The following is a 24,929-nucleotide window of genomic DNA, read 5'->3' on the forward strand; positions in this document are numbered from 1 at the left end:
GCCGCGAGGCCGAATGGGTATATCAGCCGAACATGTCGGAGGTGATGGAGTCATACCAGCCAAGCGACTCGCGGTAGGTTTCCGCGCGCACCTCGTCGCTTTCGCCAAGCTGGCTGACGAAGGTATCGACCGCCTCGATCCGGTCCTCGCCCGCCTGGTAGGTCGCCCCGACCTTGATGCCGTCATCGGTGGTGATGAGCGACCAGCAGGTGTTCGAGAAGCGCGCCGGGAACAGGCGGCTGTCGGTCAGCGCATGGCGCACGGCCATCGCGGCCACCTTGGCCTGGCTGTTGGCGGCAAAGCCCGATTTCGGCATCGCCCCCTGGCGCGCGGAGTCGCCCAGGACATGGATGTTCTCATCCATCACCGACTGCATGGTTGCGGGCATCACCGTGGCCCAATCGCTTTCGGTCAGGGCCGCGTCCTGCAGGATGCTGCCCGCCTGCATCGCCGGGATGACGTTGCAGACATCGACCGCCTCGACCTGCCCGTCGACGACCACTTCCATGCTGTCGGGGCGCACTTCCACGTTGCCGCCACCGAAATCGGGACCGATGCGTTCGATCATGCCCGGATAGTGGCGGGCCCACCCGTCTTCGAACAGCGCCTGTTTCGAGAAGCTTTCCTTCGGGTCGAGGATCAGGATCCGCGCCGTCGGGTTGTTCTGGCTGAGATAATGAGCGACCATCGAAACCCGCTCATAGGGCCCCGGCGGACAGCGATAGGGGTTGGGCGGCGCGACCATGGCGAAGGTGCCGCCCTCGCGCATGTTTTCCAGCTGCGCGCGCAGCAGTTCGGTCTGCGACCCGGCCTTGTAGGCATGCGGCATCCGGTTCTGCGCGGCGGTGGACCAGCCGGGCACAGCGCCCTCCTTGAAGTCGATGCCGGGGCTGACGATCAGCCGGTCATAGGGCACCGATCCGCCACCCGCCAGCGCCACGGTCCGCGCATCCCGGTCGATGCCGGTGGCCCAGTCATGGACGACATTGATGCCATAATCCGCGGCCAGCGTGCCGTAGCTGTGGCCAAGCGATTCAATGGTGCGGAAGCCGCCCAGATAAAGGTTCGAGAAGAAGCAGGTGTAGTAGTGGCGGGTGGGCTCGATCAACGTGACGTCGATCATGCCGTCGCTGTCATTGGCGATATAGCGCGCGGCGGTTGCCCCACCTGCCCCGCCACCGATGACAACTGCGCGAGGTCGTGCTTGTCCGAGGACGGCCGGAGCGGCCAATGTCCCGGCCAATGCGGCCGTTGTTCCCAAAAAAGAGCGTCTGTTCATCATCATGTCGAAGCCTCCCAACTCCACTTTGTTTCCGCCCCCTCCTCCAAGCGGGCGATGGCCTTATTCCTCCAACATGGCGAAATAGGCCGCCAACGAGGCAATTTCCTCGTCGGTCAGTCTGGCGGTCACCGTGGTCATCACCTGATGTTCCCGGTGGCCGTCGCGATAATCATGCAAGGCGAGGATGAACGCTTCGGGGTCAATCCCGGTGATCACCGGAATGCCCTCGTCGCTGCCGCTGGCGCTGTGACAGGCCACGCATTCGGACGACAGGTATTCCCCGTATTCCACATCGCCTTCGATCGTAAAGATTTCGGGCGACAGGCGCCCCAGGTCCGAGGAGTGTACCACAGGTGCGTCGCCGGTCAGATAGGCGATCACATCCATGCGGTCCTGAAGGTCCGGCAGGCCCCGAAAGCTCATGCGGGATCCGGGAATGTAGCCGCGCGGATCCTGCAGGAACCCGTCCAGGGTTTCCACGGTCCAGATCAGCCCGCCCTCGCCCGCCTCGCGAATCGCCGGGGAATAGCGGACACCCTCCAGCGTGCCAGCCGCGCGTCCGACAACCCCATAAAGATTGGGGCCGGTGCGGGATGGGCCGTCAGGCTCTGCCACATGGCAGGAATTGCATTGCCGGAACAGGACTGCGCCCCGTTCTGCGTCGCCCTCTTGCGCCAGGGCCACTGGGGCCCCGGCGAGGGTTGCGAGGATCGGAAGGAGGATCCTGCGCAACATCCGTTTACTCCACCGACCGGAGGTATTCGATGATGGCGGCACGATCCGCCTCATCCGCCACCCCGCGGAAGGCCATCCGTGTCCCGCGCATATAGGCGCGCGGGTTTTCAAGGAAGGCATGGAGTTCTTCCGGCGTCCAAACCAACCCCTCTTCGGCAGCCGCCTGCATCGGGTTGGAATAGCGGAAACCTTCGACAAGCCCGGCTGGTGCGCCAACGATCCCGGTCAGGATCGGACCGGTGCGGTTCTGCGCCCCGTCGCCCACCTGGTGACAGCTGGAACACTGCCGGAACAGGCCCTCGCCCGCCTCTGCCAGTTCCATGTCGATGGCATTGGGGTCTTCGGCCGCTTCCTCGGTCGCGGCGTCTTCCACTGCCTCTTCGCCACCAGATTCACGCGCTTCACGGGCTGCGGCGTCATCGGGCGTCACGTCGAGGATGTTGGCGCGCATGGTGATTTCCACGCTTTCCGCGCAGTCGGTCATGCAGACCTCGCGCGGGCCCCAAAGCGGGCTTTCCTCGCGGTCATCCATGTAGAACCCGTCGGCGTTCGGCATCTCGATATCGGTGAAGTTTTCGTTCGACAGAACGAAGTCGTCTTCCAGCACGATGTCGTTCATGTAGAGCAGGAACGCCGTGATCGCATAGACCTCGTCATCACTCAGTGACTGCGCGTCGCCGAAGGGCATGGCGCGGTGCACGTAGTCCCACACGGTCGACAGATACGGCCAGTAGGAGCCGATCGTTTTCAACGGGTCGTCCGACGCAAGCGAGCCTTGCCCGCCCGCAAGCGGCGGCCAGCGGCCCGCACCTTCGGCGAAGTCGCCGTGGCAGGACGCGCAAAGCTGAAGGAAGACCTCTTCCCCTTCGAGAACCGATCCTGATCCGACCGGCAGGCCAAGCCCGTCGGGGCGAATGTCGATGTCCCAGGCGGCAACCTCTTCGGGCAGAGCCTCGCGGCCCAGGCCATAGGTCTGTGCGCTTGCGGCCGCCCCAAGGGCCGTCAGCGTGGCGGCGGTCAGGAGAAGCTTAAGCGATTTCGACATTTTCAACGCTCCCGTCGGCTGCCACGGCGTAGGTCTGAATGCCGTTATTGTGGTAGATGGAGTTCTCGCCCCGCACTTCGCGCAGCTCGTCCTTGGTGGGCTGCACATAGCCGGTCGAGTCATGGGCCCGGCTTTGCAGGATCATCGGCGAGCCGTCCCATTCGAAGTCGTAGTAGAAGCGATGCAGCGACTTGTCCCAGCTGGGGCCGTCCATGCGCGCCTCAACCCAGTTGATGCCGCCGTCGATGGTCACATCCACGCGGGGGATTGTGCCACGGCCCGACCAGGCCAGACCGGTCAGAACCATGGGCCCGGGGCCGTGGCTGATGGGCTTTTGCGGGCTGGGGCTGGTGATGATCGACTTGGCGTCCATTTCCCAGGTGAAGCGCCGGGCGCGGCCATCGGCGAAGAGATCGGTGTATTTCGAGGTCTCTTCCCGGTGGTGCCAAGGCTGATCGCCCACTTCCAGACGGCGCAGCCACTTGACCCACATATTGCCTTCCCAACCGGGCACGACCAGACGCACCGGATAGCCCTGTTCAGGACGCAGCGCCTCACCGTTCATCTTGAAGGCAACCATGCAGTCGTCGAGCGCCTTTTCCATCGGGATGGAGCGGGTCATGGCCGAGGCATCGGCGCCTTCGGCAAGCAGCCATTCGCCCTCGGGCTGCACACCGGCCTCTTCCAGCAGGGTCCGCAGGCGAACGCCGGTATACATGACATTGTGGATCATGCCGTGAGTGTACTGGCAGCCATTGAGCTGCGCGCCGCGCCATTCCATGCCGGAATTTGCCGCGCATTCGAGGAAGTAGGCGCGGTTTTCACGGGGGAAGCGCATGATGTCTTCCAGGGTGAAGATCAGCTCCCGGTCCACAAGACCGTTGATCATCAGCCGATACTGGGCCGGGTCGATTTCCGCGATGCCGCCATGATGGCGTTCAAAGCACAGCCCATTGGGGGTGATGATCCCGTCCAACTCGTGGATTGGGGTGAAGTTGACCGACGAGATCGGATCGGCGGTCAGCCATTCCACGTTGCGGCGCACCACATGCGCCTCGTGTTCCGACGGCGTGCCATAGGGCCGCGCATCGACGCCTTCACCAAGGTAGCGCGCCCAGGGCTGCACCTCGGTGATCGCCGGATCCGGCGCATCTGCGCGCGCTACTGTTCCCGTGATGGCTGCCGCCCCTGCCACGGCAGTTCCTGCAAGGAACCCCCGGCGGGTGGTGCCGTTTTTGTGGGGGCTGTCGGTCATGTCCGTCCTCCGCTCAGCTTCGTCTGTCATTGATGTCTTGCTCATATCGGTCAGCCCCCGGTCACGATCACGGACTGGTTGGGCGGGATGTCCACGGTGCCCATCCGGCGGATATAGGCCTCGGCCACCTCCCAGATCGGCGGACCTTCGGTGCCCTCGTTGACGCTGGCCCATCCGGCGACGGTGTAAGTCGCGGCGGGGTCGAGCAGTTCGCCCGTGCGCAGAAGCGTCATGTCGCTGATCCGGCTGCCCTGCGGCTGGCTGATGTCGATGCGGTAGCCCATGCCACCGACGCGCACCATGTCGCCGCCCTGCTGATAATAGGGATCGGTGTTGAACAGGTTGTCGGCCACGTCCTCCATGATCACATGCAGGAATTCGCCCGTCATTTCCGTGCGGTAGCAATTCGGGTAGCTCATCGCCGTGGCGCTGAAGAGATCTTCCTTGGTGATGTCCTGCCCCGCGGGCACGCTGGTGCCCCACCGGAAGCCGGGCGACAGCGCGATATCGGCGTCGCGTTCTTCCAGCATCGCCTGACACAGCAGGTCGTCCCAGGTGCCGTTGAAATTGCCGCGCCGGTAAAGCGTATTGGCGGTCTGGCCCAGAACCTCGCCCAGTTCCGCCTCATAGGGCGCGCGTTCGGCGTCGATCAGCGCGGCCATCTCGGGATCGGGGGTGATCACGTCCGAGAAGATCGGGATCAGGCGATAGCCATAGCCCTGCACCCCGCCATCGCGCACATCGAGATCCAGACGGCTGACGAATTTGCCATGGCTGCCAGTGGCGATGACAAGCGTATTGCCGACGATCACCGGTTCAGGCAGCGCATCATGGGTGTGGCCGGTCAGGATCACGTCGATGCCCGGAACGCGCCCCGCCAGTTTGCGATCCACGTCGAAGCCGTTATGCGACAGCAGGACCACAACCTCGGCCCCTGCCCCGCGCACTTCTTCGACCATCTCGGCCACGCGTGCTTCGCGGATGCCAAAGGACAGGTCAGGGAACATCCAGCCGGGGTTCGCAATCGGCATATAGGGGAAGGCCTGCCCGATCACGGCGATGTTGACGCCATTCTGTTCGAACATCCGGTACGGCTCATAGGCCGGTTCATCCCACATGGAATCGAAGATATTGGCGCCCAGGAACGGGAAGTTCAGCTCGCTCTCGACGATTTCGGTCACCCGGTCGATGCCAAGGGTGAATTCCCAATGCGCGGTCATAGCGTCGACGCCAAGCGCGTTCATGGCGCGGACCATATCGCCACCATTGGTGCGCAGCGCAGTCAGCGAGCCTTGCCATGTGTCGCCGCCGTCCAGCAGCAGCGCGCCGGGGCGTTCGGACCGGATGTGATTGATCACCGTCGCGGCGCGGTCGAGCCCGCCGAGACGCCCATATTGCGCGGCCAGCGCCTCGAAATCGCCATAGGTCAACGCATAGGCTTCGGGGCTGCCGGGCTGGATATTGTAGAGGTCGAGGAAATCCGCGCCAGTCACATGGGGCGGCAAGCCGTTCACCTCGCCCACGCCCAGGTTGATCTGGGGTTCGCGGAAATAGATCGGTTTCAACTGCGCATGGATGTCGGTGATATGGATCAGCGTGACATTGCCCACGGCCTCCATGTTCAGCAGGTCATCCTGGGTCATCAGGCGCTGTTGCGCGGCCAGGCGGCCCCACCGTCCGGTGCCAGAGGCCCCCAGAATGGCAGAAGCTGCAACCGAAGCCTGGAGAAATTCGCGGCGGGAAATCATGCGTCAGTTCCGTTTTGCAAGCATGTGGGTATTGATCCCCCCGACCAAGGGTCGGAGGGTCTTGTTTTGTTTTCAGGCCCTTAGCGGGTCTTCTTGATATCAGTTGCGGACCGAGGGAGCCTCGACCGACAGACCGTTACCACGCGAAGCAACGTAGAGTTCCAGCGCGGTCAACTCATCCGAGCCACGGCCGAAAGTTTCGGCGCGCGTATCGGTGATGCAGCCACGCAGGCGACGATGGATGGACCCAAGGCCCGCCCATTTCAGGCGATAGACGGGGAAGCCGTTGAGCTGCCCCTGCGACAGGTGGTCAGCCCGCAGCATGTTGCCGTAGTTGTCTTCATGACAATTGGCACAGGACAGATCCAGCTGACCGAACCGGGTGTAGTAGAGCTCGCGGCCCTGCTCCCAATATTCCGCCGCTTCGCCGTCGATCTGGACACTCATAGGCATGCCGCGCGACTGGTAGGAGATCATCGCGGTCATGTTGAGCATGTTGCCGCTTTCCCAACCCCAAGCCTCGGCGCCCATGCGCTCGGTCCGGCAGTTGTTGATGTAGTCTTCCATCGTCCACAACTCGCCGTCTTCGTTCACATGCGGCATCTGTGTGCGGACACCGGCCATGCTTTCTGCGTCGCCGTGGCAGGAGGCGCAGGATTCGCCTGCGGTCCCGTCCACATTGGTCCATTCTTCAAGACCGCCATCCACATAGAGCATGCCCGGATTGTCGAAGTCGTCCATCTGGACGGCCTGTGTTTCCGCGGACCGGAATACCCAACCCGAGATGATCTCGGGGACATATTCCATGTGCTCCGGCGCTTCTGTGCGGGTGACGAACACCTGTCCGTCGATCACCAGCTCGGCGCTTTCGTCACCGAGAGCCGGGGCCACCATAACGGTCCCGGCCAGCAGTACGGCCATTGTGGCTCTGCGTGCGTTTCCTGGCATCTTGGTCCTCCCTATTATTCTCGTTTCCTGGATGCCAGCGATCAGAAGCTCTGGTCGTTGGTGGATGTGTAGACATCCCCATCATCGTCATACCAGGTGAAGGTAAACGTGCCGGGTTCGGGCACGGTGGCATCGAACTCGAAATAGGGGTTGGTCGAGATAGCCGGTTCCAGCGTGACATCGATCACCATCTCACCGTTATATTCGGCGGTGAAGCGGTTGATGATCTGACGCGGAATCAGGTTGCCATCGCCATCGCGGCGAAGGCCCGATTCCATCGGGTGGCTGATCAGGGTTTTAACTTCGACAACGGCACCGGCCTCGGTGGCACTGTCGACTCGAACGCGGGGGCGAACACCTTCCATGGGTCTTACTCCTCCTTCTCTCGCTCAGCCGCCGCAGCCGCCGATGGTGACTTTGACTTCTTGCGCGGCCATCTGGTAGCTGCCGTCGGCCATCTCGGCCACGACCACCACATCCTGGGTGGCAGCAAGACGGATGCGCGTCGAGGCCCGCGACACCGCGGCCAGCGGGCCGAAGGCGAAGGTCACGACACCCGGATTCGGGTTGCCGGCGGCAAAGATGGTGATGCGCGCTGCGCCTTCAGCTTCCACTTCAACCGGCACGGTGTTGCCGTTTTCCGCGATTTCCGGCGCGGTGATGATGATCCCGCCTTCGGACGTTTCCGCGCCGCCGGTGAAGGCCGCCATCGCGTCTTCCAGCGACTGGGCCGAGGCCGAGCGCGGCAGGATGCCCGCCACAGCTGCGGCGCTGAGCGCCGTGATCAGCGCTTGTCTGCGCGTCAGGTTCATTTTCGTCTCCTCCTGAGTGTCTCGTATTAAGCCGATTGTCATTCCTGAAGCGTCATCAGGTAGGCGACCACGTCTTCCACCTGCTGCGCTGTCAGAATCGACTGACCGGCCAAATCTTCGCGTACATTGATGAAGCCTTCGCTCACGTAGAAGGCTGGCATGATCGTGTCAGGGAACACATTTTTCGAGTTCACGATGATCCCGCGCAGATCCGCTTCGGACCAGCGATCTCCGACACCGTCGAGCACTGGCCCCACTTCACCATGGAATGGCTGGTCCGCCATATCGCTGTTCTCGTGACAGGCCAGGCAGTTGCCAAGGCGGCGATTGATGAAGACCTCGCGTCCGGCCGCAGCATCGCCCGGCACACCGGTCAACGAAGCCTCAACCTCTCCGTATTCGCCGAACACGACGTCAGCTTGCGCAACCTCGTCCGCGAACGCCGGAGCGGCGACCATAAGCACGCCAGCTGCAAGAGCTGTAAGTTTCACGTCCATTCCTCCCGTTTGTATTCTTCCGTCCACAATAGGGCGTGGGGACGATTCCTTGCAACATTAAATTCGCATTTATGAATTTGTAGCGCAGGAATCTTGCCCGCCGTCATCACTCGATGATCCCCAATTCTGTAAGTCTTCTCGCATGATAGCGCTGGAAACCCTCGTCGCTGTCATAGCCGTGTTCCTGCACCCAAGTGAGCAGATTGTAGGTCGTCCAGCCACTGAACGCGCCAGGCATCGAGGCGACAGCCGCCTGCACGGCGGTCTGATCCTCGGGCACCTCTTCGGGCATGAACATCAGCGTCGGCGTGAACAGAATGCCCCACCGGCGGGCGATGTTGCGTTCGCTCATCACCTCTCCGTCGAAGTCTGTCACCTCCAGGCTTCCATGCAGATTGAGCCGGACCACGAAGAAATCCTCGTCCAGCATCGCGGCGATATCCTCGCGCGAGAAAACATTTTCATGCATCTCGTTGCAGTAGATGCATCCGCGTTGCTCGAAGAGGATCAGCAGCCGCTGGCCATTGGCATTGGCATCGCCAAGATCCTCGCGCAGGTCGAGGAAGGTTTCCTCGATCCAGGTTTCGACATGCAGCCCATTGTCGTCCAGTTCCGCGAATGCCGGTAGTGCCGTGGTCACGCCGAGAACGAGCCCGGCAAGTCCCGAAATAAACTGTTTCATGGTGCGTTCCTCCCGATCATGGTCATCCAATGCCCGTCCAGTCCGGGCCATAGTCGATCATCCATTGCGCCACGACATTGATCGAATCCGTTGCGATCAGCACGGCAAAGACGATCAGCAAGACGCCCATTCCCTTTTCCACCTTGCCCATGTGCCGGCGAAACCGCCCCATCCAGCGCATGAACGGCCCGACAAACGCGGCGGCAACGATGAACGGCAGGGTCATGCCAAGCCCGTAGACCATCAGCAGCAGCGCGCCCTTGCTGGCGGTGCCCGCATCGGCCGCCGTGAACAGGATCGCGGCCAGAACCGGGCCGACGCAGGGCGTCCAGCCGAAGGCGAAGGCCAGTCCGATCACATAGGCCCCGACGATGCCCTTGCCGCGGTCGATCTGGTTGTCAGCACGCAGCTGGCGATAGAGAATCGGGATCTTGACCACGCCAAGGAAGTGCAGCCCCATGGCCAGGATGATCGCCGCCGCGATCCAGCGCAGCACCGGCATCGCATCGCGCACCGCCTGCCCGAAACTGGACGCGGCCATGCCGAGCGCCATGAAAATGGTCAGGATGCCGAGGCTGAAGGCAATCGCGGGCAGAATCGCCTGCTTGCTCGCGCCACGGCTTTCGCGGGCAGCGGCCAGGTCATCGGCGCTCATCCCCGCGAGATAAGACAGGTAAAAGGGCACGATAGGCAGGATGCAGGGCGACAGGAACGACAGAAGACCTGCAAGTGCCGCGCCGCCAAAACTGATGTCAAACATGCGCCCGCTCTCCCCTGCACTTGCCATATTCACACATTCAAAATACATTATATGAGAAAGGCGTCAATCATGGGTATGCCGATGAATGCCAAACTTCTTGTTGCGGCCTGTGTCACAGCCCTAGGTGTGGCCAGCACTGTCGCGGCGGATACCGCCCTTGTGATGGTCGAACAGGATGGCTGCGTCTACTGCCGCCGCTGGCACACGGATGTGGGCGAGATCTATCCTCTGACGGAATTCGCCGAAGTCGCGCCTCTGCGCATCGTGGATTTGCACGACCTGCCCGAAGACCTGACCTTCTCCAGCCGCGTTGTCTTCACCCCCACCTTCGTTCTGGTCGAGGACGGGCAGGAAATCGCCCGCGCCGAAGGCTATGTCGGGGATGAACTGTTCTGGATGCATATGGACCTGCTGTCGCGTCAGCTGTCCGAGCATCGCAGCGCGGTCTCGGCCCCGTGAGGACCACGGCCCCCTTGTGTCCCCCTCCCTGCCGGGCCGCCGCTCGGACACCAGAAACACGCGGCTTTGGCGGCAGGACGGCATGTGCCAAACGGGCTGAAGCCACAAAGGAAACCTTCGTAAACGCTGGACTATTCCACCCTGATCGGTCCATATGCCCCTCAATTGCGCCAAAAGGCGCAGTCGACCCGATCAAATTGCAAGGGGCGTGGAAAAATGGGTCTACCGGCGCGGCTAGCGGACCTTGAGGACGACGAGATGGAGCGGCTTGCCAATAACGCAACCGAAGCTGCCCAGTTGCTCAAGGCTGTCAGTCATGAAGGCCGCCTTATGATCCTGTGCCACCTTGCCACCGGTGAAAAATCCGTGACCGAGCTGGAACAGCTGCTGGCCGCGCGTCAGGCGGCGGTGTCGCAGCAATTGGCCCGTCTGCGGCTGGAAGGTCTTGTCACCACCCGGCGCGACGGGAAAGTGATCTGGTATCGTCTCTGCGATGAGCGCGCGATCAGAATTCTTGAACTCGTCTACGATATGTTCTGTAATCCCGAGATGCCCGAGGCCTGACCGACGGTGGCCCGGTGCGTTTGGGAGGACGCCTGATGCCAGAGATTTCCGACGCCGGACTTGCAGCCCTGATCGGGCTCGCGACGGGCATCATTCTTGGTCTTGCCTCCCGGATCGGCCGGTTCTGCTCGCTCGCCGCGATCGAGGATGCCAGCTATGGCGGCAATGACAACCGCTTGCGCATGTGGGGCATTGCGCTCGCCGTGGCGATCCTGGGCACGCACCTGCTGATGACGGCAGGGCTTCTGGACCCCGCCGATATCTACTACCTGACCCGCTGGTCCATTGTCGGGGCTGTCGCGGGCGGGCTGCTCTTCGGGGTTGGCATGGCGCTGGCCGGAAATTGCGGCTTCGGCGCGCTGGCCCGGATCGGTGGAGGTGATTTTCGTTCTGGCGTCGTGGTGGTCACAATGGGCATCACCGCCTATGCCACCATCTCCGGCCCGCTGTCGGGGCTGCGTGTGGCCCTGATTCCGGGCCAATCCAGCGAGAGCCCGGCCGGCATCGCCCAAATGGTCGAAGACGCCATCGGCCTGCCGGCACTGGCGACCGCCACCCTCATTGCCGCCATCCTGGCGGGTCTGGCCATGCGCGGCGCCGACTGGTCAGAGTTTCGCCCCCATGCGATCTGGGCGGCCATCGTCGGGGTGACCATCGCCGCCACCTGGGGCGCCCTGCAATGGCTGCATTTCGAAAGCTTCGAGTCGATCAGCGTCGCAAACCACACATTCGCCGCCCCGATCGGTGAAACCATTCTATTTGCCATGACCTCCAGCGGCACAGCGGTAACCTTCGGCATGGGCTCGGTTCTGGGCGTGGTCGCGGGGGCCTTTCTGGGCAATACCCGACTGGGTCACTTCCGGTGGGAGGCCTGCGACGATGCCCGCGAACTGGGGCGGCAACTGGTCGGGGCCTCGATGATGGGGGTGGGCGCGGTGCTGGCCAGCGGCTGTTCCATCGGTCAGGGGCTGTCGGCCTTTTCTGTCCTCGGACTCTCTGCCCCCGTCACGCTGCTCAGCATCTATGCGGGTGCCCGGATCGGTCTGCATTTCCTGATCTATGGACAGGGTTTCCGCAACGCGGACTAAGCGTTTCCGCAGAAGTCTTTGTGATCCGGCCATAATCCCCTAGACTTCGCGCAAGGCGGGGGCCGCAGGGAACAAGGCAGGCGCATATGGCGATTGATTGGAGCAAGGAACGCCGGAACGGCTTCGTTCTTCTGGCGATGATGGCCTGGCTGCTCGGGGCCAGCCCGCATCTGATGGGTTGGGCCTTGTCTGGATCGCCCCCCGATGCGCTGGTCTGGAACCTGACCCATTACCATGTCAGCTATCAGGAGTTCGGCTTTCTCCGCCGTGGGCTGGCAGGCTCCGCCGTCGCGCCGATCTTCGCCGCCCTCCCCGATGGCGGGCTCGCCGAATACGCGGTGATGATCGGCCTTGATCTGGTACTCTGCCTCGGCCTTGCGATCACTGCCGCGCGCCTTTTCCTGCCGCTTGCGGATGCCGCCCCCGGACAACGGGTCTTCGCCGCCGTGCTTCTGATCGCGCCCGTGGGCATGATGCAGATGGGCTACGACATGGCGCGGCTCGACCACCTCAATTTCGTGCTGACCGGGCTGGCAGTCGCGTCGGTCCTGAAGGGGCGCGCATGGCTTGCCGCACTCCTCATGACCGCCGCGATGCTGGTGCATGAGGCGGTCCTCTTCTACGGCGTCCCCGTCGTGGTCGCCCTGGCCATGCGCCGGTCCATGACCGATGCCGCGACCATCGCGCTGCCTGTCCTTGCCGCCACAATCGCGCTGATGCTCTGGGGCGGAACCGAGATCGACCTGGCCGCTGCCCTGCCACCCGAGGCCAATCTCGCCGCCTCTGTCTGGACCCGGGAGATCATGGAACCGGCCCGCGGCTTCCCGCCCTCGCATTACCTGATCGCGGCCTATGCGGCGCTTGTGCCGCTGCTGCTGCTCCATCGCCACTACCGGCTCAACAGCGCGGCGCCCGACCTGCTCCTCTTCGCCCCCGCCGCCACGCTCGCGCTGTTTGCGCTCGGCGTCGATTACGGGCGCTGGTCGCATTGCCTGTACTTCTCTGTCCTGCTGGTTCTGGCAGCGGCCCCGACGCTCGGCCGCAGGCGCGGTGCAGACCTCTCGCCCCTGCCCGTCAAGATCGCCATCGCGCCCTGGCTCCTGCCGCTCGGTCCAATCGGCATCGCCCTGCTCTACCCGTTCATCCCCTGGATCGTCTGATCCTTCATCTTGGGTGAAATACCTCGGGGGGTCGCAGGGGGGCAGCGCCCCCCCGACGACATGGCGAGGGCTCCCTGAAAGGGGGCTCGAGACGGGCCGTTCTCCGCCCGACGCCGACCTTGGATCACTCGGCCAGAATGACACTCACCCGGCGGTTCTGGCGGCCCTTCTTCTCGATCTTGCCAAGCGTCACCTTGCCGATCTCGCCGGTGCGCCGCACATGGGTACCGCCGCAGGGTTGCAGGTCGATCTGGCTCGACCCCTCTTCGCCGATCCTGACCAGCCGCACCCGGCCTGCACCCATGGGCGGCATGACCGACATGGTCTTGACCAGACCGGGATTGGCCTCAAGCTCCGCATCGGTGATCCATGTCTCGCTGACCGGCAGATCGCGATCGATCAGGGCGTTCAGCTTGCCTTGCAGCACCATCTTGTCATCGGGCGCGTCGGGCATATCGAAATCGAGCCGCCCCTTCTCGGCGGAAATCGCACCACCGGTCACCGGCAGCGGGATCACCACGGACAGAAGATGCAGCGCGGTGTGCACGCGCATATGGGCAAAACGCCGATCCCAGTCCAGCCGCTGTTCCACCTTGGCCCCAACGGGTGGCAGTTCCCCCGCCTCGGCAGGGACCATCACGATCTCGCCCGCCTCGCCCTTCACGGTCGTGGCAATCCGTAGCCGACCGCCCGCCCAATCGAGCGTGCCGCTATCCCCAGGCTGGCCGCCGCCCTGTGCATAGAAGAGCGAGCCATCCAGAACCACGCCGCCTTCCTCGGTGATCCGCAGCACCGTTCCGGGCGCGGATTTGCGATAGGCGTCTTCCATGAATAGCTGTGTCGTCATGCTCATTGCTCCTCTTGCGGGGACGTATCCCTGTCGTCTCTATCGTCTTCATTCTCCGCCCCGGTCAGGACGGTCGTGTTTTTCAGCGCATCGGGATTGCGGATCCAGATGTCACGCTGCGCGAAGGGAATCTCGATCCCGGCCTCGGCAAAGCGCTTGGCGATCTCGTGGTTCATGTCACTCTTCACGCTCAGCATCCAGTTCACATCGCGCAGGATCGCCCGGATCTCGAAGTTGAGGCTATCGGCACCAAAGCCCTGGAAGATCACATTGGGCGGCGGCGTCAGCAGCACCATGGGATGGGCCTCGGCCACCTCCTGCAGGATCGCCTCGACCCGTTTCGTATCGGTCCCATAGGCCACGCCCACGGGTACGATGACCCGACCGGTGCTGTTGTGATGGGTCATGTTGGTGACAACGCCGGAAATCAGGTCGGCATTTGGCACGATCACATCCGACCGGTCGAAGGTCTCGATCCGGGTCGAGCGCACCGAGATTTCACGCACGTAACCTGCCGTCGTTCCGATCTGGATCCAGTCGCCTTCCTTGATGGGTCGTTCCACCAGCAGGATGATGCCCGAGACGAAATTCGACACGATGGCCTGAAGGCCGAAACCGATGCCGACGGACAGGGCACCGGCGACAATGGCGATCGAGCTGAGGTCGATCCCCGCCACCGTGATGGCCACCAGCGCAGCGAGGAAGATCCCCACATAGCCGGTTCCGGTGACAACCGCATTGCGCCCGCCCGCGTCCAGTTTGGTCTTGGGCAGGACGGAATTGCGCAAGGTGCTCTGGATCAGGCGGGTTGCGGTGTAGCCGACGACGAACACGATTGCGAAGCTGAGGAAACTGCGCGGGCTGATATGGACGCCGCCAAGGTCGAAGCCGAGGATCAGCTGTTCCCACAGATCCGCAAGCTGCGCCTGCCGCATGCCCCAGATCAGGGCGAAGATCGGCACCGAGGCGATGGTCAGCAGAAAGCCGATCAGGGTCGGTGTCAGCGCCTCGTCCAGCCCGTCCTGCCGTCCGGTGAAGGCGCCGTAGACATTGGCCACCAGCCTTTGCAGCACCCCAAGAAGCGCCAGCAGCGACAGGGACAGAACGGCGGGAAACAGAAAGCTCGACCCGGCGGTGAAGTAGCCCACCCCGGCCAGCACCGGACCGGCAAAGCCCAACAGCAGCACGGCGCGGCCGATCAGCCCGAAGACGCGGGTCCGCAGGCTGGCTGGGTCTTCAAGGTCGGATTGGGCCTTGGCATGCAACACCAGGAACCGCCCGAGACGGGCCAGAAAAAGGCCGGTCAGGATCACCAGCGGGAAGAAGATGACAAGCCGTTCCGCAGGCTGGAAGCCTTCGCTTTCGGCGATGGCATCGACCAGTTGCGACACCCCCATCAACAGGCCGAGCCAGCCCGCCGCACGGCGCCCCCGGGCCAGCTTGACCTCGGGCAGATTCAGCGGCCGCGCGGCCGTTTCGCGGGCCGGAAACACCTGGCGCCCGATCCAGATGGCAGCCGCGACGGTGATGGCGATCTGCGGGATCGCCGCCAGGATGACCGAGCCCCGCAACCCCACGAAGCTGCTTTCCTCGACCGCCTGCGCCAAGGCAATCACCCCGAGCGCCGGCAGCCCGTGCTGTGCAATCGACAGGAAGAACACCGACAGCCGCGCCGTGGGCGAGCTTTCTTCCTGTTCCACCGGGCGGCGCATCATCCGTCCGACCCACCGCCACCCGCGCAGGATCAGCACCATGCCAACAAGGAGATAGATCAGCACCAGCGGCAGATTTTCGCTGAATTCCTCCTGATAGATCGGCGAACTCCAAAGCCGCAGGTTCTCGCTGGCCAGCGAATTGAGATAGGAAAAGACCGCCGTGATCGCGCCGGGCCAGTTGGCCGGGTTTATCGGCGACGGCTGCAATGTCAGCAACGCCCCGGCCTGTCGGCTGGCGAGCAGGCGGTCTATCTCGCCGATCAGCCCCTGCGCGCGGCGCAACTCTGCCTCTGCCCGGCGTCCCGGGGCCTCGGCCTCGGCCAGCCGGGCGCCAAGATCGGTCCGCTGGCTGGAAATCTCATCCGGCTCGGGGCTGCCATCCTCTGGCACCGGGCCAAGCGCCACGATCTGAGCGCGCAGCGTCTCGATGCGCGCGGCATTGACTCCGGTCGCGGCCCTGAACTGTTCGCGATACTCGGCGATCTGCGCCCGCAGCGTCTCAAACGCCGGATCGGAGGCGCGTTCTGCGTCGATCACGCCTTCGGCACGGTCCGCCAACTGCGTCCACTGGTCATAATCCGGGCCGAGCGACGTGTCCTGCGCCCAGACCGGTGCGGTCAGCGCAGTCAGAACGACCAGACAGAGGGCAAGGAAGCGGCGGATCATCACCCGTTACTCGAAGACGGATGGCAGGTCGCGCGGGGCGGCATCCATCCATGCAGGGACCGGCAGCCCCTTTTCGCGCAGGAAGTCAGGGTTGAACATCTTGGACTGGTAGCGTGTGCCGTAGTCGCAAAGGATCGTCACGATGGTATGGCCCGGCCCCATTTCGCGCGCCATGCGCACCGCACCGGCCATGTTGATCGCCGACGACCCTCCCACGCAGAGACCTTCTTCCGACAGCAGGTCAAAGGCCATGGGCAGCGCTTCCGCGTCGGAGATCTTGTAGCTCATGTCGGGGCGGAAGCCTTTCAGGTTCGCGGTCTCGCGCCCCTGCCCGATGCCTTCTGTGATGGATCCGCCCTCGGACTTGAACTCGCCAGTGGTGTAGAAATTGTGAACGCCCGAGCCATCCGGGTCCGCAAGGCCGATCTTCACCCCCTTGGGCTGCAACGCCATGCCGACACCCGCGATGGTCCCGCCCGAGCCCACGGCGCAGATGAAACCATCGACCTTGCCGCCGGTCTGATCCCAGATTTCCGGCCCGGTGGTCTCAACATGCGCCTGACGGTTCGCCACATTGTCGAACTGGTTGGCCCAGATCGCGCCATTTGGTTCCGTCGCGGCCAAAGCCTTTGCCAGCCGTTCGGAATAGCGCACGTAGTTGTTGGGGTTCTTGTAGGGTGCCGCCGGCACCTGCACCAGTTCCGCGCCCGCCAGTCGGATCATGTCCTTCTTTTCCTGGCTCTGCGTCTCGGGGATGACGATGACCGTCTTGAAGCCCATCGAGGCCCCGACCAGCGACAGGCCGATCCCGGTATTTCCGGCTGTGCCTTCGACAATCGTGCCGCCGGGCCTCAGATCCCCCCGCGCGATGGCGTCGCGGATGATGAACAAAGCCGCACGGTCCTTCACGGATTGGCCGGGATTCATGAACTCGGCCTTGCCGAGGATCTCGCATCCGGTGGCATCGCTCAGCCGGTTCAGCCGGATCAGGGGCGTGTTTCCCACGGATGCTGCAAGATCTTTGTTGATGGTCATGTCCGGTCACTCCGCCGATATCTTGTGACCGCCCCGAAAGCGGTCCTTGTTGCCTAGAAGGGATAGGCGCGCACAGCGCCGAACTCAAGCAGGTAGCACCGCGATGGCTCTGTGCCTAGGCGCGCAGCCGATCGCGGTTCAGCATCAACCATTGCACCGACAGAACCAGCGGCGCGTTCACCAGCTCACCCGCCTCCAACATGGTGACGAGCTGCTCGTAGGGCACCAGCAGGTTGCGGATGTTCTCGCCCTCGGACTCCAGCCCACCCACCTTCCTGCGATCATCGGCCAGTTCGGTGATGCCGATATAGGATACCAGGTATTGCGCGATCCCGCCCGGAGAAGGGTAGTAGCCTGCCACCTTGTGCAGCGCTGTCGGCTCGACATGCGCCTCTTCGCGGGTTTCGCGATAAGCGGTGTCCTCATAGCTTTCGCCTGCATCGACGATGCCTGCCACCGGTTCCAGCAGCCAGGGCTGCGGATCGCCCTGCGCATAGGCCCCGATGCGCAGCTGCTCCACCAGCAGCACCATGTCGCGCTCCGGGTCATAGGGCAGCACCGTCACCGCATCACCCACGTTGAAAATGGCCCGCGCACCGGTGTCGGTCCAGGTGCCATCGAAGCGGCGAAACCGGGTCTGGTATTCCTCGACCGTGAAGAATTTTTCATAGGGGCGGGCAAGTGAGGTCATCTCCACATCCTCGCGCGTGAGCGGGCTGGACAGGGTCACCGGCCTGTGGCGGGCGGCCGCCAGAACGTAGGATTGCGCACGTGCCCGGATGATGGGAAAGCGGGCAGCCACCTGTTGCGGTGTTTCCCGCCCGAAAGCGCGCATGACTTCGCCCGCCGCGATCAGCGTCAACTGCCCCCACTGATCCACCCAGTCCTGCAGGTGCCAATCCGCACCGGGGTGCCACGGGGCCTCTTTCGGCATGAACACCCGCGCCGGGACCGGGCCGGTTGCGCCCTCGACCGTGACATCAACCAGATCGTAGGAAAACGCCCCTTCGTAGAAATTCAGCCGGTCCATGTCGTCCTCGGTCAGCCCATGGGCCAGCACACCCTCGGCTGCACGGCCTGCATCCGCGACGAGCATCGGAAAGCTCTCGCCTTCGGCCCAGGCCACGCGATATCCCGGCAGGCGGGCAGGCTCGGGTGTGAGAGCACGGCCAAGGACGATATCCAGCAGCGGCTGGTGCCGCAGCGTGCCAAAGAAAAACAGGGGTGTCATCGGGTCAGGTCAGCTCCAGCGGCGGTTTACAAACTCGGTCACGATCCCCGCAACCGCGCCTCCCCCGAACAAGATGATCAGCGTGGGCACCGCCGTCAACACCGACAGCCCATATTCCATCAAAAGATCCAGCGCCGCGATCACCGCCTCGCCCGGCCCGTCATAGCGCAGACGGGTAGAGCGGTAGAACATCTCGAAAATACCAAAAATGGCAACCGCCCAGAAGGCGATCATGAAAGATGTCCGCACCCCGGTGGTGATCGCCATGGATATTCCCTCGCCCACATTGCGGCCCATGGTCATCCAACCCTGCCCGATGCCAAGCGCCGTCACGATGGGGATCAGCCAGAACCGCGGCTGCCCCGGCGGCAGGGTCTGCGCATAGGCGTCCGCCGCGAAAAAGCCGATGATGGCAAAGAGGACGGCGGAAACAAGCTTGGCGGTGGTCGGCATGGGATCAGCCCGGTCTGGTCACGGAAATCTGTGTGACATCAGTATTGCCGCTGTGAAAGCTTGCTGCGCAAGAGGTCAGATAGAAATTCCACATCCTGCGGAACCGGTCGTCAAAGCCCTGCGCCGCCACATCGTCCCATCTTTCGTTGAAGGTCTCGTGCCAGCGCCGCAGCGTCTGGCTGTAGCTTTCCCCGAATTCGTGACTGCCCGAGAACTGCAAGCCAGCCGCCTCGACCTGCTGACGCAGCACCGAGGGGCACGGCAGCATGCCGCCTGGAAAAATGTATTTCTGGATGAAATCGACGCCCCGCTTGTAAACCTGCCAGCGGGCGTCCTGCACGGTGATGATCTGCATGGCCGCAACTGCCCCGGGCTTCAGCCGGTCGCGCACGGTGGAAAAGAATACGGGCCAGTATTTTTCGCCCACGGCCTCGAACATTTCGATCGAGGCGATGCCGTCGAACTGGCCCTCGGTTTCCCGGTAGTCCTGCATGCGGATCTCGACCCTGTCCGACAGCCCCTGCCGTTCCATGCGCGCCACCGCGTAATCGTGCTGTTCCCGGCTGATCGTCAATCCGGTAATCCGCGCGCCGCGTTCCTTCGCGGCATATTCCGCGAACCCGCCCCAGCCACAGCCGATCTCCAGCAGGTGATCACCCGGCTTCACCCCGATCTTGTCGGCCAGCGCCGCGTATTTCGCCCGCTGCGCGGCCTCGGTCGATTCCTGCCCGGTTTCGAACAGGGCCGAGGAATAGGTCATCGTGTCATCGAGCCAGAGGGCGTAGAAATCATTCCCAAGATCATAGTGATAGGAGATGTTCTTCTTCGCCTGCCGCTTGGAATTGCCCTGCATCCAGAAGCGCAGCTTTTCATAGGCCCGGACCAGCGCCATGCCCAGGAAGCCGTCATAGACCTCGTCATTATCCGCATGGACCGCATCCATCAGCGCCTGCAAATCGGGGGTGGACCAGCCGCCCTCCAGATAGGCGTCGCAAAAGCCCAGGTCGCCCTCGCGGATCAGCCGGGCGAAGATATCGGGGTCGTGCACCTCGCAGATGCCGAGCGGCCCCGGGTTCGTGCCTTCAGCACGGAAAATGCGGCCATCGGGCAGGTGAAATTCCAGCCGCCCGTTCTTCAGTCTGCTGACCGTCTGGAAGACTTGCGCGAAATAGCGCGGCAGGTCGGTTTCGCCGACTGTCGTCGTTCTGACACTCATGTCCCATCCCCTTGTCGCAAGCGTATCATGAACGCGAACTCCATATTCTGGCAAGAAAATTAACCTTTCAGGGCTTTGTAGGCCGCCAGAGCACGTTCCCGTCCCTCGGAGAGGGTAATCATCGGACAGAGCCTGTTCCGGATCGATCGGGCCCTCGGGATCGCGGCGGCGAAGTCCCGCGCCCCTGCCCCATGGAGCCAATGAGTGCGGTAAACCGCCTTCCGGTCGAATTTCTCGGCCTGCGTGTCGGGATTGAAGATGCGGAAGAACGGCGCGGCATCGGGACCGGATCCCGCCACCCATTGCCAGCCCATGGCGTTCGAGGCCGGGTCCCAGTCCACCAGCGTCTCGGCAAACCAGTCGCGCCCGATCCGCCAGTCCACCATCAGGTGCTTGGTCAGGTAGGACGCCACCAGCATCCGCGCGCGGTTGTGCATGCAGCCGGTGACATAAAGCTCCCGCATGGCGGCATCGACAATCTCAACCCCGGTCTCGCCGTACCGCCAGCGCTCTGCTGCCTCGCCGTCGTCCTGCCACGGAAAGCCATCCCATTCGGGCCGCCAGTTGCCGGACAGGATTTCCGGGGAATGGAACATCAGGTGATAGGCAAATTCACGCCAGACCAGTTCCTTGAGGAAATGTTCCGCCCCCTTGCCGCCCTCGCCCTCCATCGCGCGCCAGCCTGCGTGCCAGCATTGCCTAGGGGAAATCTCACCATATGTGAGCGGTTCCGACAGGCCGGACGTGGCATCGAGCGCGAGGAAATCCCGGTCGTCGCGGTAGCTGGCAACACGCCGCTCCATAAACTCCGCCAACCTGTCCTTCGCGGCCTGCTCCCCAAGCAGCAGATGTTTTTCGACAATCGCCGCGCCACGGCGCATCGGGGCGGCCAGGCCCCAATCTTGAAGGGTCTCGCTATCAGGCATCCGATCGGGGAAGCGCAGCGCGGGCACCGGCAAGGGCTCGGGCACATCACGGTCGCGCACCGCCTTCCAGTAAGGCGTGTAGACCCGGTAGAACCCGCCGGTTCCGGTTTCCACGGTCCAGGGTTCGAACAGCAGATGGCCGTTGTAGCTCTCTACCGCAATCCCGTGATCCTTCAGCGCCGCCTTGATCCGGCTGTCCCGCGCGCGCGCTTCCGGGTCATAGAGCCGGTTCCAAACGACCTTGGTCGCACCGGTCTCGGCGGTCAGATCCTCCAGCACCGCAAGCGCGTCGCCCGTGCGAAGAATGACAGTGCCACCGGGCGGGCCAAGAGTTTTGCAAAACTCTTCCACCGCCCGGCCGAACCGGAACGCAGGGGCCGCACCGAGCGTCGTGACTGCGCCATCACGGATCACGACCGGAATGACCGGACGCCCCTGACAGGCTGCCAGCGCCGGGTTGTCCGCCAACCGGAAATCCCGGCGCATCCAGTAGATGATCGGTGCCGTGCTCATGGTCTTCTGTCCCTTGGATTACAGACAGTTAGACCGGCCCCTGCACCGGTCAAGCAGATCAGATCACCTTGTCGAGCGCCGCGATCAATTGCTGGATTTCTCCGTGGTGGGTGTAGTGGGTGAAACTCATCCTCAGCACCCCCCTTTCCAAATCGACCCCCATGGCCCCAAGCGGGCGCACCGCGTAGAAATCACCGCCGCCCGCCATGATGCCATGGGCGGCCAGTTCTGCCGCGACGGCCTCACCGGGACGGTCCAATGACACGGCAACTGTCGGCGCGCGACCCGTTGGCGAAGCCGAGCCGATCAGGCGCAGCGAGTTCTTCGACGACAGGTAAGCCAGAAGCGGCTCCAGCAGCGACACTTCCTGCTCGCGCATCAGCCCATGTGCAAAGCGGGCCGCCCCGGCCCCGCTGGCCGGTCCGCCATGATGGGCCGAGAGCGCCTCCATGTAATCCGCCATGCCGGCACTGGCGGCCACCTGCGCATGGTCGGGGCCAGCCGGCGTGAAACGCTTGTAGAGCGACCCCTCGTTGAAATAATGCCCCTGGTTCGGCAGCACCTCACCAAGCGTGCGGCGGATCACCATGATGCCCTGGTGCGGCCCGTAGGTCTTGTAGGCGGAGAAAAGGTAGATATCGGCCCCGAGCGCCCCCATATCCTCGAACCCATGCGGCGCATAGCTGACCCCGTCGACACAGGTATAGGCCCCCGCCGCCTTCGCCTGCGCACAGATCGCGGCCACGTCATTCACCTCGCCCACCACGTTGGAACAGTGCGGGAAGCAGACCAGCCGCACCTTGCCATCGGCCATCAATTGCGCCAGAGCCGCCGGGTCGAGATGCCCGGTCTCCGGGTCGATCTGCCATTCACGGACCTCGATCCCCTCATCCGCCAACCGCCGCCAGGGGCCGGAATTGGCCTCGTGATCCTGATTGGTCACGACGATCGCGTCGCCCGCGTCCAGATACTGCCGGAAGGCCTGCGCCAGTACATAGGTGTTCTGCGTGGTCGAGGGGCCGAAGGACAGCTCATCGGTCTCCACCCCCAGCATCGCTGCCAGACGCGCCCGCGCCTCGTCCATCTCTTCGCCGCCCAAGCGGCTCGCCTCGTAGGGCGCGTAGGGCTGCACCTTGCGTTCCGTGTAGAAGCGGAACAGCCGGTCGATCACCTGCTGACAGGTATAGCTGCCGCCGGCGTTCTCGAAAAAGGCCTGCCCCTGCAGGGAGGGTTGCGAAAAGGCCGGGAACTGCGCCCGTACCCAGTCGATATCCATGGTGGTCATAGTGCGATCCTTTGTCCTGTCACCATCCCGGGAAAGCCGCGCCACAGGCGGGCATCCCCAACCTGGCAGGTCTTCCAGCCGAGCCGGCGATCCCGGCGGATCAGCGGCAGCCGCAGGTCAATGCCCGCGACGCGACATGGCTACGACAGGCCATGGCCCGGGTCAATCACCTGCCGCAAACCGAAAATCCCCCGCCGGTTGCCCGACGGGGGATCGAGAGTTGTTTCAGACCAATCGCTTTACCCGCGATAGACGCTTTCGACACCGTTCTTTTCCCGGATCGCGTCGCGCCAGATGCCCTTGATCACGGCAAAGCCCATCAGGAGCATCACGAAGCTGAATGGCAGCGCCCCGATGACCATGGCGGTCTGGATCGCACCCAATCCGCCGATCACCAGCAATGCGCCCACCACAAGTGCCAGGGCCGCGCCCCAGAAGATGATATGCGGACGACCCTTGGGGCCTTCATCCCCGCCAGAGTTGATCGTGTTCACAATCAGCACGGCAGAGTCAGCGGAGGTCACCAGGTATGTCAGCAGCAGGATCACGACGATCAGCGCCATGACCCAGGCCAGGCCAGAGGACAGCATCACGTCAAGCATCGCAAAGAGCTGCGATTCAGCGCCAGCGCCGGTAATCGCATCACCCGCATCGCCATTCAGCGACAGGTCGATCGCGGTGCCGCCCACGATGGCGAACCAGACGAAGCACATCATCGACGGGATGATGATCGCACCCAGAACATATTCGCGCACGGTCCGACCGCGGGAAATACGGGCCAGGAACACGCCCACGAACGGGGCAAACGCGATCCACCAGGCCCAGTAGAACACGGACCATCCGCCCTGCCAGCTGGACAATTGAGTCGCGACAGAGTCCTCGACACCATCGGCACGCCAGACCGTGAACATCATCGACGGCAGGTTGATCAGGTAGTCGAAGATGCCGACGAACAGCGCCTGCAGGCCAAAGAAGGTGGAGCCGAAGATCAGGAAGAACGCCAGCAGGAAGAAGCTGAGCCCCATGTTGATATTCGACAGCCACTTGATGCCCTTGCCCACGCCGGACAGCGCCGACAGGGTGGACGCCCCCATGATCACCAGCAGCGCGAAGACAATCGCCATGGTCGAGGCGCTGCCATCTTCGTTCAGCAGCCAATCGCCCAGACCAATGCGGTGCACACCCGCAACGAACTGGTTCACGCCGAAACCAAGAGTCTGGGCAACACCCAGAACCGTTGCCACCACGGCAACGATGTCGACCACATGGCCGAGCGTACCCGACAGCGAGCGACCAAAGAGCGGCACCAGTGCCGAGCGGATGGTCAGCGGCAGGTTGCGGCGGTAGGAGAAATAAGCCAGCGACAGCCCGACCAGCGCATAGCAGGCCCAGGCCCCGATGCCCCAGTGCAGGAACGACCATTTGTAAGCGTTGCGCACGTTTTCGGCAGACGATCCTTCGGCGCTTCCCACGATCACGTCGGGGTTGGTGGCGAAGTGATAGATCGGCTCTGCCGTTGCGAAGGTCAGCATCCCGATGCCGATACCGGCCCCGAACATCATCGAGAACCAGGAGAAATTGGAAAATTCCGGTTTGTCCTCCGGCAATCCGAGCGTCAGGCGGCCGGTTGACGGCACAAGCGCGAGCAAGATGCAAACGATGATGAAGAAGGCCACGACCCAGATATACCAGGTTGCGAAATTCGCCAGCAGGAAGCTGTTGAGGCTGCCAAGCACGCTGGCGGCATTGTCCGGAAATGCAACAGCCCAGATGATCAGCGCACCGACCAGAATCTTTGCGGTTACCGTGACGTCTTTACTGAAACCGTTATAAAAACCGCCCTCGGCGGTCTTGATCGGCAGTTCCATCAATGGGGGCGTTTTTGCCATAGAGTTCTCCTCCCAGATGTCTTGGAAAAACGTTTTCGCTGGATGATCCCCTGTCTCCTTTCCATGCCGACCCCGGAGATGTTTTTCCGAAAAAACCGGGTCCGGTCGCAATCTCTCC

General features: G+C 63.2%; 24 protein-coding genes. 4 read left to right on the forward strand and 20 right to left on the reverse strand.

Going from position 1 to position 24,929, the window contains the following annotated elements; translation table 11 throughout:
* Positions 1 to 22: 22 nt before the first annotated feature.
* The 11 genes from EP237_RS06280 to EP237_RS06330 all read right to left on the reverse strand — a co-directional run bounded on the left by EP237_RS06280 (position 23) and on the right by EP237_RS06330 (position 9,764).
* The gene (locus EP237_RS06280) at positions 23 to 1,285 is read right to left on the reverse strand and encodes an NAD(P)/FAD-dependent oxidoreductase (RefSeq protein ID WP_127559220.1); all 1,263 of its coding nucleotides are present in this window, start codon (positions 1,283 to 1,285) and stop codon (positions 23 to 25) included.
* 57 nt (positions 1,286 to 1,342) lie between these two features.
* Positions 1,343 to 2,017, reverse strand: coding sequence for a c-type cytochrome (locus EP237_RS06285; RefSeq protein ID WP_164744637.1), 675 nt, complete (start codon positions 2,015 to 2,017; stop codon positions 1,343 to 1,345).
* Between the two features lie 4 nt (positions 2,018 to 2,021).
* Positions 2,022 to 3,062 (reverse strand): c-type cytochrome, encoded by a 1,041-nt coding sequence (locus EP237_RS06290; protein WP_127559224.1) that lies wholly within the window; start codon positions 3,060 to 3,062, stop codon positions 2,022 to 2,024.
* Positions 3,046 to 4,317, reverse strand: coding sequence for a sulfite dehydrogenase (soxC, locus tag EP237_RS06295; protein ID WP_127559226.1), 1,272 nt, complete (start codon positions 4,315 to 4,317; stop codon positions 3,046 to 3,048). The genes EP237_RS06290 and soxC overlap by 17 nt, the downstream gene beginning before the upstream one ends.
* 50 nt (positions 4,318 to 4,367) lie before the next feature.
* On the reverse strand, positions 4,368 to 6,065 hold the full coding sequence (gene soxB, locus EP237_RS06300; RefSeq protein WP_127559229.1) for a thiosulfohydrolase SoxB: 1,698 nt from the start codon (positions 6,063 to 6,065) through the stop codon (positions 4,368 to 4,370).
* Positions 6,066 to 6,164: 99 nt separating this feature from the next.
* Positions 6,165 to 7,013: a sulfur oxidation c-type cytochrome SoxA gene (soxA, locus tag EP237_RS06305; RefSeq protein ID WP_127559231.1), complete on the reverse strand. Its 849-nt coding sequence runs from the start codon at positions 7,011 to 7,013 to the stop codon at positions 6,165 to 6,167.
* Between the two features lie 41 nt (positions 7,014 to 7,054).
* Complete coding sequence (gene soxZ / locus EP237_RS06310) at positions 7,055 to 7,378, reverse strand: thiosulfate oxidation carrier complex protein SoxZ (RefSeq protein WP_071689718.1); 324 nt, start codon at positions 7,376 to 7,378, stop codon at positions 7,055 to 7,057.
* Between the two features lie 24 nt (positions 7,379 to 7,402).
* The gene (gene soxY / locus EP237_RS06315) at positions 7,403 to 7,825 is read right to left on the reverse strand and encodes a thiosulfate oxidation carrier protein SoxY (RefSeq protein ID WP_127559233.1); all 423 of its coding nucleotides are present in this window, start codon (positions 7,823 to 7,825) and stop codon (positions 7,403 to 7,405) included.
* A 38-nt stretch (positions 7,826 to 7,863) separates the two neighbouring features.
* A complete protein-coding gene (gene soxX / locus EP237_RS06320) occupies positions 7,864 to 8,322 on the reverse strand; it encodes a sulfur oxidation c-type cytochrome SoxX (RefSeq protein WP_127559235.1) in 459 nt (152 codons plus the stop codon).
* Between the two features lie 106 nt (positions 8,323 to 8,428).
* Positions 8,429 to 9,004 (reverse strand): thioredoxin family protein, encoded by a 576-nt coding sequence (locus EP237_RS06325; RefSeq protein ID WP_127559237.1) that lies wholly within the window; start codon positions 9,002 to 9,004, stop codon positions 8,429 to 8,431.
* Between the two features lie 22 nt (positions 9,005 to 9,026).
* Positions 9,027 to 9,764, reverse strand: a complete 738-nt coding sequence (locus EP237_RS06330) for a cytochrome c biogenesis CcdA family protein (protein WP_127559240.1) — start codon at positions 9,762 to 9,764, stop codon at positions 9,027 to 9,029.
* A gap of 69 nt (positions 9,765 to 9,833) precedes the next feature.
* Here EP237_RS06330 and EP237_RS06335 point away from each other — a divergent pair, with 69 nt between their 5' ends.
* From EP237_RS06335 to EP237_RS06350, 4 genes are all read left to right on the forward strand, one after another.
* Entirely contained in the window at positions 9,834 to 10,223 is a 390-nt protein-coding gene (locus tag EP237_RS06335; RefSeq protein ID WP_240661538.1) for a thioredoxin fold domain-containing protein, read from the forward strand.
* Positions 10,224 to 10,439: 216 nt separating this feature from the next.
* On the forward strand, positions 10,440 to 10,787 hold the full coding sequence (locus EP237_RS06340) for an ArsR/SmtB family transcription factor (protein WP_127559242.1): 348 nt from the start codon (positions 10,440 to 10,442) through the stop codon (positions 10,785 to 10,787).
* 35 nt (positions 10,788 to 10,822) lie between these two features.
* Positions 10,823 to 11,875 (forward strand): YeeE/YedE family protein, encoded by a 1,053-nt coding sequence (locus EP237_RS06345; protein WP_338068146.1) that lies wholly within the window; start codon positions 10,823 to 10,825, stop codon positions 11,873 to 11,875.
* 86 nt (positions 11,876 to 11,961) lie between these two features.
* The gene (locus EP237_RS06350; RefSeq protein ID WP_127559244.1) at positions 11,962 to 13,035 is read left to right on the forward strand and encodes a hypothetical protein; all 1,074 of its coding nucleotides are present in this window, start codon (positions 11,962 to 11,964) and stop codon (positions 13,033 to 13,035) included.
* Between the two features lie 124 nt (positions 13,036 to 13,159).
* On the opposite strand, the gene EP237_RS06355 is transcribed toward EP237_RS06350, so the two are convergent.
* From EP237_RS06355 to EP237_RS06395, 9 genes are all read right to left on the reverse strand, one after another.
* Positions 13,160 to 13,882, reverse strand: coding sequence for an alanyl-tRNA editing protein (locus EP237_RS06355; RefSeq protein WP_127559246.1), 723 nt, complete (start codon positions 13,880 to 13,882; stop codon positions 13,160 to 13,162).
* Positions 13,883 to 13,884: 2 nt separating this feature from the next.
* On the reverse strand, positions 13,885 to 16,263 hold the full coding sequence (locus tag EP237_RS06360; protein WP_127559248.1) for a DUF3772 domain-containing protein: 2,379 nt from the start codon (positions 16,261 to 16,263) through the stop codon (positions 13,885 to 13,887).
* Positions 16,264 to 16,269: 6 nt separating this feature from the next.
* A complete protein-coding gene (locus tag EP237_RS06365) occupies positions 16,270 to 17,298 on the reverse strand; it encodes a cysteine synthase A (protein ID WP_127559250.1) in 1,029 nt (342 codons plus the stop codon).
* A 115-nt stretch (positions 17,299 to 17,413) separates the two neighbouring features.
* Positions 17,414 to 18,529 (reverse strand): NUDIX domain-containing protein, encoded by a 1,116-nt coding sequence (locus tag EP237_RS06370; protein WP_127559252.1) that lies wholly within the window; start codon positions 18,527 to 18,529, stop codon positions 17,414 to 17,416.
* A gap of 9 nt (positions 18,530 to 18,538) precedes the next feature.
* Positions 18,539 to 18,982: a TrgA family protein gene (locus EP237_RS06375; protein WP_127559254.1), complete on the reverse strand. Its 444-nt coding sequence runs from the start codon at positions 18,980 to 18,982 to the stop codon at positions 18,539 to 18,541.
* A gap of 4 nt (positions 18,983 to 18,986) precedes the next feature.
* A complete protein-coding gene (locus EP237_RS06380; protein WP_127559256.1) occupies positions 18,987 to 20,198 on the reverse strand; it encodes an SAM-dependent methyltransferase in 1,212 nt (403 codons plus the stop codon).
* A 59-nt stretch (positions 20,199 to 20,257) separates the two neighbouring features.
* Positions 20,258 to 21,637, reverse strand: coding sequence for a cryptochrome/photolyase family protein (locus EP237_RS06385; RefSeq protein ID WP_127559258.1), 1,380 nt, complete (start codon positions 21,635 to 21,637; stop codon positions 20,258 to 20,260).
* 58 nt (positions 21,638 to 21,695) lie between these two features.
* Positions 21,696 to 22,922: an aminotransferase class V-fold PLP-dependent enzyme gene (locus EP237_RS06390; RefSeq protein WP_127559260.1), complete on the reverse strand. Its 1,227-nt coding sequence runs from the start codon at positions 22,920 to 22,922 to the stop codon at positions 21,696 to 21,698.
* A 239-nt stretch (positions 22,923 to 23,161) separates the two neighbouring features.
* Positions 23,162 to 24,811, reverse strand: a complete 1,650-nt coding sequence (locus EP237_RS06395) for a BCCT family transporter (protein WP_127559262.1) — start codon at positions 24,809 to 24,811, stop codon at positions 23,162 to 23,164.
* Positions 24,812 to 24,929 lie beyond the last annotated feature (118 nt).

The organism is Nioella ostreopsis, assembly GCF_004000255.1.
Taxonomy (GTDB): domain Bacteria; phylum Pseudomonadota; class Alphaproteobacteria; order Rhodobacterales; family Rhodobacteraceae; genus Nioella; species Nioella ostreopsis.